Annotated in this window: 12 protein-coding genes; 6 read left to right on the top strand and 6 right to left on the bottom strand. The window is 33.9% G+C overall.

All coding sequences use genetic code 11. The annotated features are described in order from the left end of the window. Positions 1-185: 185 nt before the first annotated feature. The 5 genes from EKL95_RS12175 to EKL95_RS12155 form a co-directional block, all read right to left on the bottom strand. Positions 186-449, bottom strand: a complete 264-nt coding sequence (locus EKL95_RS12175; RefSeq protein ID WP_126564308.1) for a helix-turn-helix domain-containing protein — start codon at positions 447-449, stop codon at positions 186-188. A 99-nt stretch (positions 450-548) separates the two neighbouring features. Next, positions 549-1,520: a hypothetical protein gene (locus EKL95_RS12170; RefSeq protein WP_126564307.1), complete on the bottom strand. Its 972-nt coding sequence runs from the start codon at positions 1,518-1,520 to the stop codon at positions 549-551. A gap of 33 nt (positions 1,521-1,553) precedes the next feature. After that, positions 1,554-1,787, bottom strand: a complete 234-nt coding sequence (locus tag EKL95_RS12165; RefSeq protein ID WP_126564306.1) for a hypothetical protein — start codon at positions 1,785-1,787, stop codon at positions 1,554-1,556. An 83-nt stretch (positions 1,788-1,870) separates the two neighbouring features. Further along, the gene (locus EKL95_RS12160) at positions 1,871-2,056 is read right to left on the bottom strand and encodes a hypothetical protein (RefSeq protein WP_126564305.1); all 186 of its coding nucleotides are present in this window, start codon (positions 2,054-2,056) and stop codon (positions 1,871-1,873) included. Between the two features lie 365 nt (positions 2,057-2,421). Next, entirely contained in the window at positions 2,422-3,687 is a 1,266-nt protein-coding gene (locus tag EKL95_RS12155; protein WP_126564304.1) for a phage integrase SAM-like domain-containing protein, read from the bottom strand. Between the two features lie 1,104 nt (positions 3,688-4,791). Here EKL95_RS12155 and EKL95_RS12150 point away from each other — a divergent pair. The 3 genes from EKL95_RS12150 (at position 4,792) to EKL95_RS12135 (ending at position 8,146) form a co-directional block, all read left to right on the top strand. Next, positions 4,792-6,951, top strand: a complete 2,160-nt coding sequence (locus EKL95_RS12150) for an alpha/beta hydrolase family protein (protein WP_126564303.1) — start codon at positions 4,792-4,794, stop codon at positions 6,949-6,951. A 227-nt stretch (positions 6,952-7,178) separates the two neighbouring features. Further along, positions 7,179-7,529, top strand: a complete 351-nt coding sequence (locus EKL95_RS12140; RefSeq protein WP_126564301.1) for a nitrite reductase (NAD(P)H) small subunit — start codon at positions 7,179-7,181, stop codon at positions 7,527-7,529. Positions 7,530-7,558: 29 nt separating this feature from the next. Continuing rightward, entirely contained in the window at positions 7,559-8,146 is a 588-nt protein-coding gene (locus EKL95_RS12135; protein WP_126564300.1) for a DUF4202 domain-containing protein, read from the top strand. A 100-nt stretch (positions 8,147-8,246) separates the two neighbouring features. Here EKL95_RS12135 and EKL95_RS14965 read toward each other — a convergent pair whose 3' ends face one another. Continuing rightward, on the bottom strand, positions 8,247-8,642 hold the full coding sequence (locus EKL95_RS14965; protein ID WP_126554908.1) for an IS66 family transposase zinc-finger binding domain-containing protein: 396 nt from the start codon (positions 8,640-8,642) through the stop codon (positions 8,247-8,249). A gap of 621 nt (positions 8,643-9,263) precedes the next feature. On the opposite strand from EKL95_RS14965, the gene EKL95_RS12130 reads away from it, so the two are divergent. From EKL95_RS12130 to EKL95_RS12120, 3 genes are all read left to right on the top strand, one after another. After that, on the top strand, positions 9,264-9,917 hold the full coding sequence (locus tag EKL95_RS12130; RefSeq protein ID WP_126554905.1) for a response regulator transcription factor: 654 nt from the start codon (positions 9,264-9,266) through the stop codon (positions 9,915-9,917). 100 nt (positions 9,918-10,017) lie between these two features. Continuing rightward, a complete protein-coding gene (locus EKL95_RS12125; RefSeq protein WP_233584083.1) occupies positions 10,018-10,443 on the top strand; it encodes a T9SS type A sorting domain-containing protein in 426 nt (141 codons plus the stop codon). 83 nt (positions 10,444-10,526) lie between these two features. Further along, positions 10,527-16,117 (top strand): RHS repeat-associated core domain-containing protein (locus tag EKL95_RS12120; RefSeq protein ID WP_126554903.1); only part of this gene is annotated, 5,591 nt, incomplete at its 3' end.

Below are 16,117 nucleotides of genomic sequence, written 5' to 3'. Positions count from 1 at the left end.
TTAATAAAGAATTAGAATTAATATCCAATCTCTCTATTATCCTAATAAGCAAATTCCCAGTTATTGGCTCACAATTTTTTAACGCTTTTAAAAGGAAGTTTAAGTGTCTTCGATAGTTATTAAACGTATCTTTGCTTTGGTCTTTTAAAGCGGTGTCTGAGGTGTTGTGGGTCTCTTTCATCGCTTTATTTTTGAAGTTGGGTAATAGTTTCTAAAAGCTCATTCCTTTTATAGTAATTTTTTGTGTGGAATTTGTAAACTTTAATCTTACCAGCCTTAACCCATCGCCAAAGGGTGACGCTGTTTGTTTTTAAAAAGGCACAAGCTTCGTCTTCGTCAAGTAAGACTTCGTCGTTGATTGTTTTTTGTTGTGGTGGGTGTTTAATATCGACTAAAAGACTTTCGATATTCTCTAAACGTTTTTCTAATACTTCAAATGGATTGCTCATAGTTCTTTGTGTTTAAGTTTCACAAAGATTGCAACCAACTGTGGGGGCGTAACTAGTTATAACCAGTTACGAATTTTTAAGTATCTGAATTACAGTTTTTTAATTTATATCTGTGTATTTAATTTCTAAAAGTTTTAATTCTGTATTTGCTTTTGCTATTGCGGTTTCATCAGTTAATAATTCTATAACTCTTTCAAATATTTTAATTTTAGCTTTAAGGAATCTTTTACTTTCATTTGTTGACATTCTACTTGTCCTATTTGAATAATAGCTAAAATATTGAAATAGTTTTCGTCCTGATTCTTTACTATTGTAATCATATTTTTTCGCTATTGTATTAGCCTCCTCCAATGTCATAAATTTATTATTATAAAAATGCAATAATGCAATAACTTTCATTGGCTCTTTTTCATTGATAGGTACTTGTTGTTGATGTGCTTTAGGTTCTATTAAGTGATCGCTTATATCTTTTAAATAATCTATTTCCTCATCAAACATTTTTGTTTCTTTAGAACGACCAACTTTTAAAGCACTCCTAATCCATTTGTTAATTTCATTTTTTTGGGTATTTATTGGGTATTTTGAAATACTTTCTTCAAATTGATATACGTTATTCATTCGTATCGAATTTAGTACTTCTTGTAGATTGTGTTCAATAACCCGATTTTCTTTTAATTTTATATCTAATTGTTTTGGCTTTTTAGAGTTTGGAAACTTTATATTTTTCATATTTAATTTGTACAAAGAAGTTAAAGAGTAATATATCGCCTTTATTTTTGTTTTGTCATTTTCAGAATATAAACTTAAATCAATTCCAGTATTTTCAATATCATTGATCAAATCGTGTGTTTTTAAAAAATCAAGAGTATGATTTAATAATTTTTCGTTAGTCAGATACTCCGTAAATGCGCATACAACAGTAAGTCTATGATATAAAGGAACTTCGTCGCCGTCATCATCGTAAATCTTTTCTTCATAATCAATGTAATTTTTCAAAACATTAAAAATACCATCATTTGAATATTTACAAACTGTATCAATATTAATTTGCTCTTTTTTATAATTATTCATCTGATGATTTTATATTGTGTGGTTTGTCAAATACTAATTAACCGACTGATTAAGATTAATAATTAAGTTTTCATCTCTAAATATTTTGATTAATTTCTTTCTAGCACTATCGGTATAAACCGTATTATCAAGGCAATAAATTTGATCATCCGTTAAACCGGCAATCTCTTTATTTACTATTTTAAACTGCTTTTTTAATTTTTTCCATTGCTCAACGTTGGTTACTGTTTTTAAATACTCTTTTTGAATTTGGTTTAGATTTCTCAAGGTTTTGTGTTTTTAAATACTCTTTTTGAATTTGGTTTAGATTTCTCAAGGTTTTGTGTTTTTTAGGTTATGAATTATTATTGTTATTTCTTTTTTCTAGATGCTTTATTGGCTCGGTATTCCCTCATTTTCTGTATGGTCTGTTCTACTTCAGAAAGTTTCTTCGGTTTCTTTGCCGGAGCAACAATAAACGGTGTTGGTCCAATTTGAGCCAAAATCGATTTCAGAAGCTCTACTTGTTGCTCATTAAGTTTAACGGTATATTCCATGCTGTTTTTGCTTTATAAATTATTTATAGAGTAATATTCAGGGGGGAGGTTATCTATCATTTTACGTCCATCTTTCAACAAATGGAAACGTAAAATTAGAGAAGGGTGGGTCTAGATTTCGATTCCGATTCCGAAATCTTTTTAAACTTTGCCCTGTTGCTCTTGCGTTACCTCATAGGGCTATCTAAATCTACTATTCAAATCTAATTAATTTGTTTCGTTTGACAATCAAAGTAAAAACACATAGATTATTTAAATTTAATTGTAGGCTGTGACAGTATTAAAATCAGTAACTCAATTTATAAAATTGTCTTGCCTTGTGGTGGTTGTCTGCGTTTATATTTACTTTTTGTAACTACTCTTCTTTAATCAATGCTTTTGTAAAATCGATGTGTTTCATTTGCTTTTGCCTTACTATCTACTTTCAAATATGTAAGTAGTTGTTGTTCAGTGGTGTGTCCTGTGTTGTTCATTACTAAATAGGCTGGCATTATTTCATAAAAATTAGTAGCATAACTCCTGCGTCCTATGTGGCTGGTCACTAAATCGCACTTTCTAAACATTCCCGTTTTGTTCCTGTATATTTTTGATTTTGGCGCCGTTTCTAGTTTCATTGTCCCTTTTATTTTTTGGGTAAATTCTGCTATCTCGCAAACATCTTTAATATAATCATTGTATTTTTGGTCTGAAATAGCAAGAGGAAATTGTCCGTTTCTTTTAGCAAGTATCCCAATAACTTTTGGGTGTAATGCAATAGTCATATTTTTACCTGTTTTCTTTTGCGTAAAATTAATATTGTTCCCTGTTATCATTTCAGGAACAAAACGCATAAAATCGCTTAATCTTTGTCCTGTGTAGCAGGAAATCGAAAGCCAATCCCTAGTATTGTCTAAACTATCCGTTAGTTTTTCATTAGGAATTTTTTCTATTATTTCCAATTCGGCAAAATTCAAATGCAAAACGTCTTTCGAAACAAAGGATTTACTTACTCCTTTGAGTTGTGGACTTATTTTATTTCCGTTATATCCTGCGTGATTGCATACCGCTTTGATAAATTTAAAGGCTGTTGCTATAGTGTTGGGAGCATATTTATTTAAAACGCAATAAACTTCGAAATCGCTTTTAAAGTCTTCGTTAACATTTTCAATTAACACAGAATTTTTTAAGGTGCTTTGATACCTGCTTACTAATTTTTGGATAACTTTTAATTTTCTTACTGTGTTAACAGAAATATCTGTTTTGCGTTTAATATAGAAATCTATGTAAGGAACTAACTCAACTGGAATTTGCTCTTTTATTTCTTCAATTGGAGGATTGTAGTAATTGTGAATAATAGTTTTAAACCAATCATTTGTAACCGTATCAGGATTGATAGTTTTAAAGCTGTCAATGATATAATTATCAATTTCGGTACATAAACCCTTAATCCTTTTTTGTTCGTTTTTAATATCAATATCTCGGCTATTGGCTTTGTATTGATTCTCCCAAAAATCTTGAGTTACTTCAATTTGTGTTTTTGCATTCCAAAGAAAGTTTTTTACATTATCATCTTTCCTTTGGGTATGCTGAAGCCTAACTTCAAGACTTGCTTTATTTCTAACTGAACGATATAAAAAGTGAACGGTCGCCATAATACGAATTTACAATTTCATAATACAAATATAGTAAACCTGTATTATAAAATGTAATTAATTGTAAATTATTGTAAATGTATGTAATTATTTAAGCCTTATTATATTTCGTTAAGTCTTATATTTATTAGTATATTTGTCGAAAACATCCATCCTACACAGGATTATAAAATTACATAATATTGGTACTGGAGGTACCACAAAACCCACTCAAACGAGTGGGTTTTTTGTTTTTATACAAAATCAAAAACAACTTTGTTCAAGACTTGATCTAAAACACATTCCTTTCGTCCTTGCTCAAAGCAGTATTGCAAGAAACAAAATACTCGTACAGCAATAAAACCCCCTTCAAAAGACCTCAAAAAGCGCCTTCGTTTCTGGAATCAGTAGTTCCCTCTTGTTCCCAAAAAAATATTTTATTCCGTGTACAAACTCCATAAAAAACAGCCCGCACTCTCGTTTAATGCATTGCCTCCATATTCTTTATAATTAAAAACAAATAGGCCTAATTGCAAAAAAAACAATCGCACACAAACCCTTTCCTGTCTTTTTAATAATTTTCTTACAAAAATATTCCACTTCTATGTTTGCAAAAAACACTTTTTAAATAAGTAGGAAAACCAGGCTTATAAAAGGAATAACACATACCCCTGAAAAATAAAGACCGAGTAAAAAGAGGTCCTTTTACAATTTAGCTTTGCATTTTTTTTCCGGCAGCAACATCTCCCACAGTCGCTTTCTCGCCCACATTTGTATTGAAAGAAAAAACAGGTATTCCAATACGGATTTCAAAAATCATACCGAGCATCGCCCAGCGGCCATGATACAACTACAACTGATCTTGGCGTCTTGTAAAGATTTATTTCTTGCTTTCCTTACAAAAAAGGTTCTCAGAATTATCAAAGAGTAATGACAACAAGGAGAAGAATACTCTTATTTTGATGTTTTTATCGGACTACACTGTTCTTTTTTCCTATATTTACTAAAAACCAAACTTCCTTTTTTACCGGAACAAGCAAATTATGATAAATTGTAACACCAAGAATTAGTTGCCTGTATGCCTTTTCTCTTGAATTAAATAAAAATTAGCGATACCATTACACTATGAAAAAAATTTCCCTGTTACTGCTTTTTATTGCCACGCTGCAAGCCACTATTGCTCAAAACGGAACAGAACCCGTACACCTTACAGATCTGCTAAAAATTAAAACCATCAACAACGTCACACTAACTAAAGACGGAACAAAAGTGGCCTTTACCCTGACCACTATCGAGCCTGACCAGACTAGTACGCTGGATTATAAGTATCGAACCCAGATATATAGCGCATCCACGGCAAACACAGCCACTCCGTTGCAGTTGACCACTAGCAAAGAAGGTGCTGCAAAACCCGCATGGAGTCCAGACGGAAAGCAGCTTGCTTTTACGCGCTCCGTAGAAGACAAATCTCAAGTTTTTATTTTATCCCTAGATGGAGGAGAATCCATGCAATTGACCAGCCATAAGTACGGCGCAAACAACCCAAAATGGTCTCCAGATGGCAAAAAAATACTTTTTTCATCAAGTCTTTCTCTACAAGAATTAATTGCAGACTCTACCCTAAACAAATCACATGACATACCAACTTGGGCCATGGAAAAACCTGGTTTTACCAATAATGAACATTTGTTACCCAATAGCGACAAACCAAACCCAAATGGGAGCTTATCCCAGATAAGAGCCTATCTTGAAAAAAATGCCATGGATAAAAAAGCAATCGTCCTAAACAAATTAAACTTTCAAAGTGAGTCGGCTATCTCATCCGAAATGACTTATAACCATTTCTTTGATATCAATGTGACTAAAGATGCTGCGCCACGACTGCTCACAAAAGGATTTTATAGTTTTACCAATGCTGACTATACTCCAGACGGCAAACAACTCATTTTCTCGGGCGATATGGACACCGCAGAAAATCCGGATCGCTCTTTAGAAAGCGAAATTTATTTAGCGGATAGTGATGGGACTAATTTAAAAATGATCTTAGGCGAAAAGGACAAAAGATACAGCAATGCCTCCGTATCGCATTCCGGAAAATGGCTTGCCTTTCTTTTTAGTTCTACTTCTTTCGTCTCAGTCCCTACCTTAGCAATAATGCCAATAAACGGAACCGAAAAAGACATTATAACGATCCCATTTGATCGCAATAAAACAAATCTCATTTGGAGTACTGATGACAAACACCTCTACTTCACTGGACAAAGCAATGGTGGAAATGTCCTGAACAAAGTCACTATTGCCACAAGAAAAGTAGATTCTTTATCGAGCAGTGAGATTGGCATTAGCAGTTTTGACATTGCTAACAAAACTCTTGTTTATTCTAAAACAGCGATTTCAAATCCATCCGAACTGTATTTTTCCACTACGGATTTCAAAAAAGAAAGAAAAGCCAGTACTTTTAATGATTGGGTGCAAACTAAAAAATTATCCTTCCCTGAAAAGAAAACGTTTGTCAACGATTTAGGGATGACCATTGAGTATTGGGTAATGAAGCCTGCCAACTACCAAGCAGGAGAAAAATACCCTTTGTTGCTGGAAATTCATGGAGGGCCATCTGCTATGTGGGGACCAGGTGAAGAAAGCATGTGGCACGAATACCAATATTTTTGTAGCAAAGGATATGGTGTCGTATATAGCAATCCTAGGGGTTCCGGCGGTTATGGTTTAGATTTTTTACGGGGTAACATCAATGACTGGGGCAAAGGTCCTGCAAGCGATGTGCTGACCGCTTTAGATAAAACTATCGATCAAGGCTGGGCTGATCCCGATAAACTATTGATAACCGGAGGTTCTTATGCTGGTTACCTGACGGCTTGGATTATCAGCCATGACAATCGATTCAAAGCCGCCTGCGCACAACGTGGCGTATACGACCTGAACACCTTTTTTGGCGAAGGGAATGCCTGGAGACTGGTTCCTAATTATTTTGGTGGCTATCCGTGGGAAACCAAAGTGAAAGAAATTCTGGCGAGAGAATCCCCTTTGACATACGTTGAAAACATCAAGACCCCTTTTATTATTTTTCACGGGGGCAATGACCGTCGTACGGGATTCGTTCAGGGAGAAATGATGTATCGCAGTCTCAAGGTTCTGGGGCGTCCTGTTGAATATGTAGTCCATCCGGGAGCAACACACGAAATCACTCGCAATGGCGACAACAGACAGCGAATGGATCAAATGTTGCGAACCTATGAATTCTTTGAAAGATGGATTGCTAAAAAATAAAAAACTCAATTTTAAAATTACGTAGAATAAAAAAATTAAATTAAGTACATTTATATAAGTATTAATACTTGTATTTACGTAACAATACTTAATTAATTGGATTATGATTAAAGTAACAGTAGTCGGAAACGGCATGCTAGGATACAAGTTTTTCGAAAAATTTATTGCAAAACCCGGACAGGAAAAACATCAAATTACCGTATTTGGAGAAGAGTCCAGACGCACTTATGATAGCGTTCACTTATGTAAAAACTTGGTTCAAGGCCAGAAAAACAAGCGGTTTTCCAAGCAATAGAGGCGGTTGCCTCAAATACAAAGACAAGCAAATTGCCATCATCAACTTTGAACGCAAAAAAGAATGGTATGCCCGTCAGAACGCCTGCCCTCATAAAATGAAAATGGCTCTTTCCAGAGGAATGTTGGGTTCTATGGGAGATATTCCCAAAACAGCCTGCCACTTGTACAAAAGAACTTTTTCACTTGTGGACGGTACCAATTTAAATGGAGACGATCTAAAAATTGCGACTTATTCTGTAAAAATTGTAGGTGACGAGGTATTCGTTGGCTTTTTGGATTAATTATGTATCTTTGATTTTAAACCTTTCAAATGACAATCTTACAATTCCAAAATGCCAGCGCATGGATTGATGCAGAAAATGCACAAGATCCAAATCATGAAACAGACCACTCTGTTTCGCAGCCAAAGGAACTATTGTACTCTAATCGAATGTACGAAAGGCTGATGGATTTTTATCCAAATGCATCCGAAGCTGTTCAAATTTCGGCCAAAGCACAACACATTTGCCGATGGAAAATGCCCCGAGAATCCTACCCAATGGATCGAGTGGGCTATTTAAAATGGCGCGAAGATTTGAAAAAATTTCACGCTGAAACCACTGCTGAAATTTTAGAAAAAGCAGGATATTCCACAGCATTTATTGCACGGGTTTCTTTCCTTATCGAAAAAAAATTACTCAAAAAAGATATCGAAACACAACTCCTTGAAGATGTAATTTGTTTGGTGTTTATGGAATTTTATTTGGATCCTTTTGTTCAAAAACACGACCGAGAGAAAATGAAAAATATTATCTTGAAAACCTGGAATAAAATGTCTGAAAAAGGACAACAGGAAGCCCTAAAAATAAAATTTAGCGCTGAAAATTTCGATTTGATAAAAGAAGCGCTTGGTTTGTAAATCGACATGCTTATGAAAAACAGAGCCACAGCATCTGTTGACAAAGACACCTTCAAAAATCTAAGACGATTCTATCTATTTGCCTTATTGACTATTGTGGTTACGGTTCTGTTAAGTAATTGGGCTCTTCCGTAATCTTAAGTGCGTTGTTGATGATTCCAAAATGGATATTACAAACATCCCTGAAGAGCTCGCTCATTCTCTCAAATGACAAGTATTGTCTAGTATGCATATAAGCAATAGTAGCTTGAATATTAGATTCATAACTGGTAGGCGAGTTAACTCGGCTAGGGAACAAAGCTTTGGTATGATAGCCACAAGGACAAGTTTTTTGAAATATACCGTGTTCAGTAAATTCAGGAATAATCGGTGGTATGTCAACAACTTGTCTGCGTAGCATAAATAGTGCTAGTTGATCAAACAAATCATCACCACAATGATTGCAAAATTCTAGTTGGTGCTCAATGACAACATCTGGGTTGGCAATCATTTCCAAAGTATTGCCTTGGTGACCTGGTTGTCTGCCTATTTTTTTTGGTTTTAAAGGTCTATTTAATTTTGGCTTTCGTGATGTGCTTCGCAGTTCGTCTTTTGATGATGAAACTGAACTATTACGACTGTTTTTTGCGATGCGTTAGGTCATCGATTTTATCAAGTAATTTTTCAACTAATGATTCTAATCGGGTAACTTTGACCTCTAATTCAGCAATACGTTTTTTATCTGTGTTCTATTTCTATTTGTTTGACACAAGGGAAACAAACACCTACAAAAAGCAACTAAAATCAGGCGAATACTTGTTAAGAAGTAATAAACAATTACTTAAAATAAAGCTGTTTTTTTAAAAGCAAAAAGTTAAAATTGTTTATAACTATGTTTTTTTTAGAACAGGCTGAATAGTTACGGCTTTTCAATTATTTCATTCAACAACTAGTTGATATTTAAGATTATGTCGCAGTACTACAATAGATTTTACAGATTAGTCAGTGTCAAAATATAATATTTATTACAAATTTCAATTGGGATTTATTTCAAATTAGTATTTTTGATTTGAATATTTAAACATATCTAATCCGCTAATACTTAATTTTTTTTAACACGATAATCTTCACTACTCACATGGCAAAACCTATTTTACTTTTAGAAGACCATAAATTGGTAACGGATTGTTACATTATGGCATTACATAGTTTAAATCTATATACCGATATTATTGTATCTCATTCTTTGCATCATGCTTATACTACTTTAACAGATCCAAATTTTAATATTTTGAGGTTAGCTATTTTAGATTTCAGTATGGCCGAGTATGAGCCTCTTAATTTAAAAAATGGTGAAGATATTGCTTTGATTATACGGTCAAAATTTCCTGATGCGAAAATTATATTTATCTCAGGACAACTTCACAGTTTAGAATTAGAAAGTCTATTAAAAAATATTAAACCTGATGCTATTGTTGAAAAAGCAGATATAAACTATAGTGATCTGAGTATTATTTTCCAAAAGGTGCTTAATGGAGGAGTATTTTACAGTAGTCATATTTTACAAAGAATAAAGCATAATAAATCCAATTATATATTTTTAGATTATCTGAATTTAATGATTATTCAATTGATTTGTAAAGGTATAGCTACCAAGAATTTGCCAATGCATTTACCGATTTCACTAAGTGCTGTTAATAAAAGAAAAGCTAAAATAAAAGTTATTTTGAATATTGAGAATGGTTCTAATGAAGCAATTATAAAGGAAGCCAAAAAACGTGGGTTGATTTAAAGTACAATTGTAAATTTAACATTTTGGGTAGTTTTACTACCCTTTTTTATTTTAGAAGTTTTTTATTTTTGTTCATTTTTAACTAATCAAAATGAATTTTATGAGAAAACACTACATATTAGTAATGCTATTATTTCCACTATTATCATTCGCACAAGATAAAATACTATTCAGTTACGACCAGGCTGGGAATCAAGTTTTGCGGGAAATATGTATTAATTGTAATGCTAGAACTACAGCTAAACCAGTAAAAGAATTAAAAAAAGAGGACTTACAAAAAATTGATCAGATTTCTTATTATCCAAATCCTGTATCAGAGGAACTCTATCTTAATTGGGAATTGGTGCCAGATAAAAAAGTAGTTGAAATTAAATTAATTTCAATAAATGGCACGTTACTACAAAGGTATGTTCCTGCCGACAAACAAATGTCAATCAGTTTTCAAGGTTATCCAAGTGGACTTTATGTAGTTCAGTTTAGTTATAATACTGATGAACAAAAGAGTATTAAAATTATTAAGAAATAGTTACTATCCTTCAGTACCGTTTACTCTTTATATATTTCAAAAAAAACAATTTACAATATTTTACATATCCAATAGAATTTAATATGAAAAAACTTTATTTTTTACTCTTCTTGTTTGGACAATTTTGTTTGGCTCAGAATTTCACAGATACCAAGGGAGAATTACAAATTTCTAATTCTGGAACAGCTTCCTTTAATTTGCCCATCGCAGTACCCCCAAGTATTATGAATGTCGCTCCAGTAATTAATCTTACCTATTCTAGTGGAGCTCGGGGAGGTATTGCTGGACAAGGGTGGAGTATCAATAGTATTTCATCTATAACTCGAATGGCTACAAGAAGAGACATTGATGGATTTGTTGATGGGGTAGATTTTGATAGTGATGATAAATTAGCCTTAGATGGTCAGCGTTTACTTATAAAAACAGGTGCTTATTGGGGAAGCGGATCTACCTATGAAACGGAATACAAAAGCAATACTAAAATTGAGTATGTTGTTCAGGGTAATATGGCTTTCTTTGTCGTTACGGCACCGGATGGCTCTAGGTCATGGTATGGGAGTACTGGAAATGGCACTTATCAAAATGCAGTTTCAGTAACAGCTTGGCATATTGTGCGCTATGAGGATGTGAATGGCAATAGAATTGATTATAACTATATGAATGTGGTGTATAATGCTACTAATCAACTTTACATTTCAAGTATTTCATTTAGCGGGAATCCCAGTGCGGGAATTGCATTTCAAAATTCAATTGTATTCAATTTTAAAAATTCACAACGTGTGGAGCGCGATTTTATTGGTGGAAACCCTTCTTATGCTTCTAAGATTTTAGATAATATTGAAGTACGAACTAACAACACTATTTTTAGAAAATATCAATTGTCTCATATAGAAGATTACTTTTTAGGATACGAAAGGGTACAAAGTATTAAAGAACTTAATGCTCAAAATGAAGAATCAAACCCAGTTGAATTTGAATATGACATTAGCCCTAGATTTTTAGAAAGAAAGGAAAAATCATACGTAAACAACTTAGCTTTTGACAAAATAGATTTAGCAGGTGATTTTGATGGTGATGGTAGACTGGATTTTACGGCAAAAGATAAAATGTACACGAACCTTTTCTTGGGAAACAGTGGAAATACTCCTATTGATATGCCTGCCAAAGATGGCCAAATATTTATAGGAACTACTCTTACAAACAATAAAATGAATCAATTTCAGTCCATTTTTTATGTTAAAGAATCGCTGAATAGTATTGAGTTTAAAGCGTATAATTTAAATGCTACTGGTTTAACTTTGAATTATACAAAAAGTCTAAATTTCAATAACACAATGCTCTTAGATCCAAGTTCAGAGGGTTATTGTGCAGAACAAGCCAATTTACAAAAAATCAATACTTACCTCGAGGGTGATTTTAATGGAGATGGGATAAGTGAATTTCTTATTGAAAGCTTAAGAAATCAGAGAAGCACTACATACGAATATACAGAGTATGACCATAATACTGGTTATCCAATAAATGAATATTGTACAGAAACTTTTGATTATGACGGACTGGATTTTCACCTAGTTAACTTGGACCCTAATGCAAACACGTCAATTGGACAAAAAGATTTTGCTTTAATACCTAATGGAAATCTTTTAGAGGGTGGAAAAAAGTTTGTCATGGATTTTAATTCAGATGGCAAATCGGATATTTTACTTATAGATTATAACAGGAATTATAAAGTAATAGGCTTTAAACAGCTCAATGCTGCGCCATGGGTCGAATTGGAACTGCTAGGTTTTGGTATTATTGACAGTTATTCAGACACAAAACAAATCCTTTTTGGAGATTATAATGGAGATGGGAAAACGGATATTATGATTCCCCATTCAGAAGGAGGAAGTGGGCATACTTTGTGGCATATTTATTACAGTAATCCAAAAACATCTGGTGGTGATTTTTTCACAAAAGAAAGTCACAATATAGTTGAATACTGGCCTAATACAGGAACAACATATAGTACTCAAACTGATTTTAGTAGTTATTATGCAATTGATGTAAATAAAGATGGTAAATCAGACATTGTACGAGTTTGGAGAAAATATTACAAACCAAAATGGACGATAAATGATCATAACACACAATGGCGCGTAACCAGCTATGTAAATAATTTAGGGAAACTAGATTATCCAGGGTTCAATTATGATTATGATTCAGGACTGTTTGATAATGACTCTCCAGATATACCTATTCCAGTAACCTCAAATTTCAGATACAATGGAGCCAATACTGATCTTGTACTTGTAAGAGGACATCATAATAAAATTGAGTATTACCAATTCTATAAAAATGTAGAAAAAGAAAATAGATTAATATCGGTAACTGCAGCTAGTGGAAATATAAAGCAAACTATTGATTATAAACCAATGGAAGCAAGTGATACTAGTTATGGTAATGCGACATCCGATTTTTATTCTTCAAGTGATTCGGTAACCTATCCCAACATTGAAATTATCCGTAACCCTACCAGTTTTTTGGTCTCTAAATTAACTGCTACAATCAATGGGATTTCTAAATATCAGGATTTTAGATATAGAGGGTATGTTTCTAACTTCAATTTCGGAACTGTTGGTTTCATTCGGACTTCTAGAAGCAGCTGGTATTTATCAGATTCGGATTCAAAAATTTGGTCAACACAACACAATGATATAACACTAAAAGGAGCAACTACTCTTTCTTGGTCAAGTACTAATTCCAATACTGTTTTTGATGCAGTACCTACAGATTTATTAAATACCAAAACGAACACTTTTGATACTTATATACATCCAGCCTCAAAAGTTTACAATGTTTTATTGAACAAACAATCGACAATTGATCATTTAACTGGAGTAACAACTGAAGATACTTTTACTTATGACGGCTCAGTCAACTCTAGTTCGTATTATGGACTAGAAACACAACGAGTTTCTAAAAAAAGTATTGGCACTGCCCTGCAGGGAACAGCAACCACCACCTCAACCTATGAAAATAACCCATCAGGTGTAGGGGCAAATTATTATGTAGGACGTCCTAAAACTATTGCTACTTCAACATCAAATAGCACCGGCGATACGAGAACAACTAGTGAAACGTATACCTATTCTGGAACGACATTATCCAAATCTGAAAAAACGGGTCATAATACCGGTTATGCTCTCGTCGAAGATATGACGTATGATACATTAGGGAATTTACTAACAAAAACTATTAGTGCTCCGGGCGCTCCAAGTCCTGTTGCTTCAAGAACAATTACTGATGAATACGACAACTCTAAACGATTCGTTATAAAGAAAACAGATCATCAAGGATTTATTAATCAGTTTACCTATAATACTTTGGGCCAAGTACTATCATCAACAAATTATATGGGTGTAGTTAGTACTAATGGCTATGATAGTTGGGGCAAACTAATTAATTCATCGGTATCAAATGCTTCAGCAACACCCCTTACAACAACAACAGTCTATAACAAATTAAGTTCTGGTGGATATACTACAACCACTACCAATAATTTAAATGGATTATCTGTTGTAGAATATGATGTTTTAGGTCGTGAAGTGCGCAACTCAACAAAAGGATTGGCAGCTGGATCTATGATCTCAACCATGGTTTCTTATGACGCTTTAGGAAGGAAATCATGGGTAAGTGAACCCTATTTTTCATTCCCTAATAGATTTACTAATTATGAATATGATTATTTACAACGTCCCGTAAAAGTAACTGCACCTACTGGTCGTATACAAACATTATCCTATTCAGGATTGACAACTGCAAGTATTGATGATGGAAAAACCACCACTGCAGCGCTTGATGCTTTGGGGAATAAAATAGAAACTACTGATCCAGGTGGTGTAATTGCATTCACGTACTACGCTAACGGTCAATTAAAACAATCTAATTATGAGGGACATAAAGTAACAATTAGTATTGACGGATGGGGTAATAAAATTGCTATGAATGATCCTAATGCTGGAAATTATTCCTATACTTATGACGCTTTTGGTCAATCCTTGACAGAAACGACTCCGAAAGGAAGTACAACCAATACCTATGACGCTTATGGTAAATTGATAAAGAAAAAATTAATTGGCGATGGCACTGATATAGAAACAGATTATGTTTATAATTCATTAAATCAACTTACTAGTGAGACTAGTAAAAAATCTAATGGAGTTAGTATTGATGTGTTCACGTATGGCTATGATAGTTTGCATCGCTTGTTAACAACCAGTGAATCCAACAGCCGATTTACACAATCTAAATCGATCACATTCGATTCGTTTAGCAGACCTGTTACCAGTACCAGTACCACTCAAGAATTGATTACTGGGATGGTGGCTACTGTGGTGACAAAGAATAACTATAACACCTATAATGGCATTATGGACAAAATTACCGATGGTAATGATGCCGTATTGTGGCAGTGGAATACCGCCAATGAAAAAATGCAATCGTTGACAGAGACACTAGGGAATGGTATTGCCATTACCAATGCCTACACAATTGATGGGTATTTTAGTTCACAAAAACACCTGCTATCCAGTACAGCTATTTTGCATAATACGTATGATTTTAATGGAATAAAAGGTACATTAAACAGTCGCCAGAACCTAACACTAGGCACTAGTGAAAGTTTTATCTATGACAACTTGGATCGATTGACGCAATGGACGAATCCATTGAATGGTACTAGCGATTCTAACAGCTATGATAACAAAGGACGTATTACCACCAACAATAAATTAGGTTCAGTAAATTATAACACAGACGTAGCAACTGGTATTTACAGAAAGAGTGCTATTGTCCTTACTCCCGAAGGGAAGAATTATTACAACACATTACCCAAACAAGTAGTGAGTTATACCATGTTCAAAAGCCCGATAAGTATAAATGAGAGTGATAAAGGAAGTACTACTTTTGCTTACAATTCGCATTTGTCCCGTCAAACTATGAATTATGGTTTTACCATTACACCACCAGCTACTACCGGAGTATATACTAAAACTAAGGATTATACTGATGATGGTACGGTAGAGATTATTAAAACCCCTACAACTATTACCATTCGTACCTATATTGCAGGAGATGCCTATGGTGCCCCACTGTATGTAGAAAAAATAAAAAACCTAGCGACAGGAACTATAGTCGATAAAAAGTACTACTTACATCGCGATTATTTAGGCAGTATTATTGCCATTTCTGATGAAAATGGACTAGCCATAGAACGCCGTCATTTTGATGCTTGGGGAAATTTAGCTAAATTGCAACAAAATGGAGTAGCAATAGTTTTACCTACAGATGGTACCGCTGCAAAATTGCTTTTCTTAGATCGTGGTTATACGAGTCATGAACACCTTTCTGAGGTAGGCTTAATTCATATGAACGGTCGTTTATATGATCCTGTTTTACGTTCTTTCTTAATGCCCGATAATTTTATCCAGCAACCGGAGAATACCCAAAACTACAACCGCTATGCGTATGTGTTGAACAACCCACTAATGTATACCGATCCTAGTGGGGAAATAATTCCTTTTTTGGTTGCAGTTGCTATTGGCGCAGCTGTTTCTGCTACCGTTTATACTTTAACTGCTCTAATGAGCGATGTACCTTTTAGTGTTGGTGGCTTGCTAAAAGCCACTTTTAT

The sequence above is a fragment of the Flavobacterium sp. LB2P53 genome, from assembly GCF_003970305.1.
Taxonomy (GTDB): Bacteria; Bacteroidota; Bacteroidia; order Flavobacteriales; family Flavobacteriaceae; genus Flavobacterium.
The sequence above is the reverse complement of the archived record's forward strand: the minus strand, read 5'-3'. Positions and strand labels throughout refer to the sequence as shown.

Excerpts from the sequence above, each read along its gene's own strand:
- EKL95_RS12175 (WP_126564308.1), bottom strand. The coding sequence starts at position 449 with ATGAGCAATCCATTTGAAGTATTAGAAAAACGTTTAGAGAATATCGAA.
- EKL95_RS12170 (WP_126564307.1), bottom strand. The coding sequence starts at position 1,520 with ATGAATAATTATAAAAAAGAGCAAATTAATATTGATACAGTTTGTAAA.
- EKL95_RS12160 (WP_126564305.1), bottom strand. The coding sequence starts at position 2,056 with ATGGAATATACCGTTAAACTTAATGAGCAACAAGTAGAGCTTCTGAAA.
- EKL95_RS12155 (WP_126564304.1), bottom strand. The coding sequence starts at position 3,687 with ATGGCGACCGTTCACTTTTTATATCGTTCAGTTAGAAATAAAGCAAGT.
- EKL95_RS12150 (WP_126564303.1), top strand. The coding sequence starts at position 4,792 with ATGAAAAAAATTTCCCTGTTACTGCTTTTTATTGCCACGCTGCAAGCC.
- EKL95_RS12140 (WP_126564301.1), top strand. The coding sequence starts at position 7,179 with ATGATAGCGTTCACTTATGTAAAAACTTGGTTCAAGGCCAGAAAAACA.
- EKL95_RS12135 (WP_126564300.1), top strand. The coding sequence starts at position 7,559 with ATGACAATCTTACAATTCCAAAATGCCAGCGCATGGATTGATGCAGAA.
- EKL95_RS12130 (WP_126554905.1), top strand. The coding sequence starts at position 9,264 with ATGGCAAAACCTATTTTACTTTTAGAAGACCATAAATTGGTAACGGAT.
- EKL95_RS12125 (WP_233584083.1), top strand. The coding sequence starts at position 10,018 with ATGAGAAAACACTACATATTAGTAATGCTATTATTTCCACTATTATCA.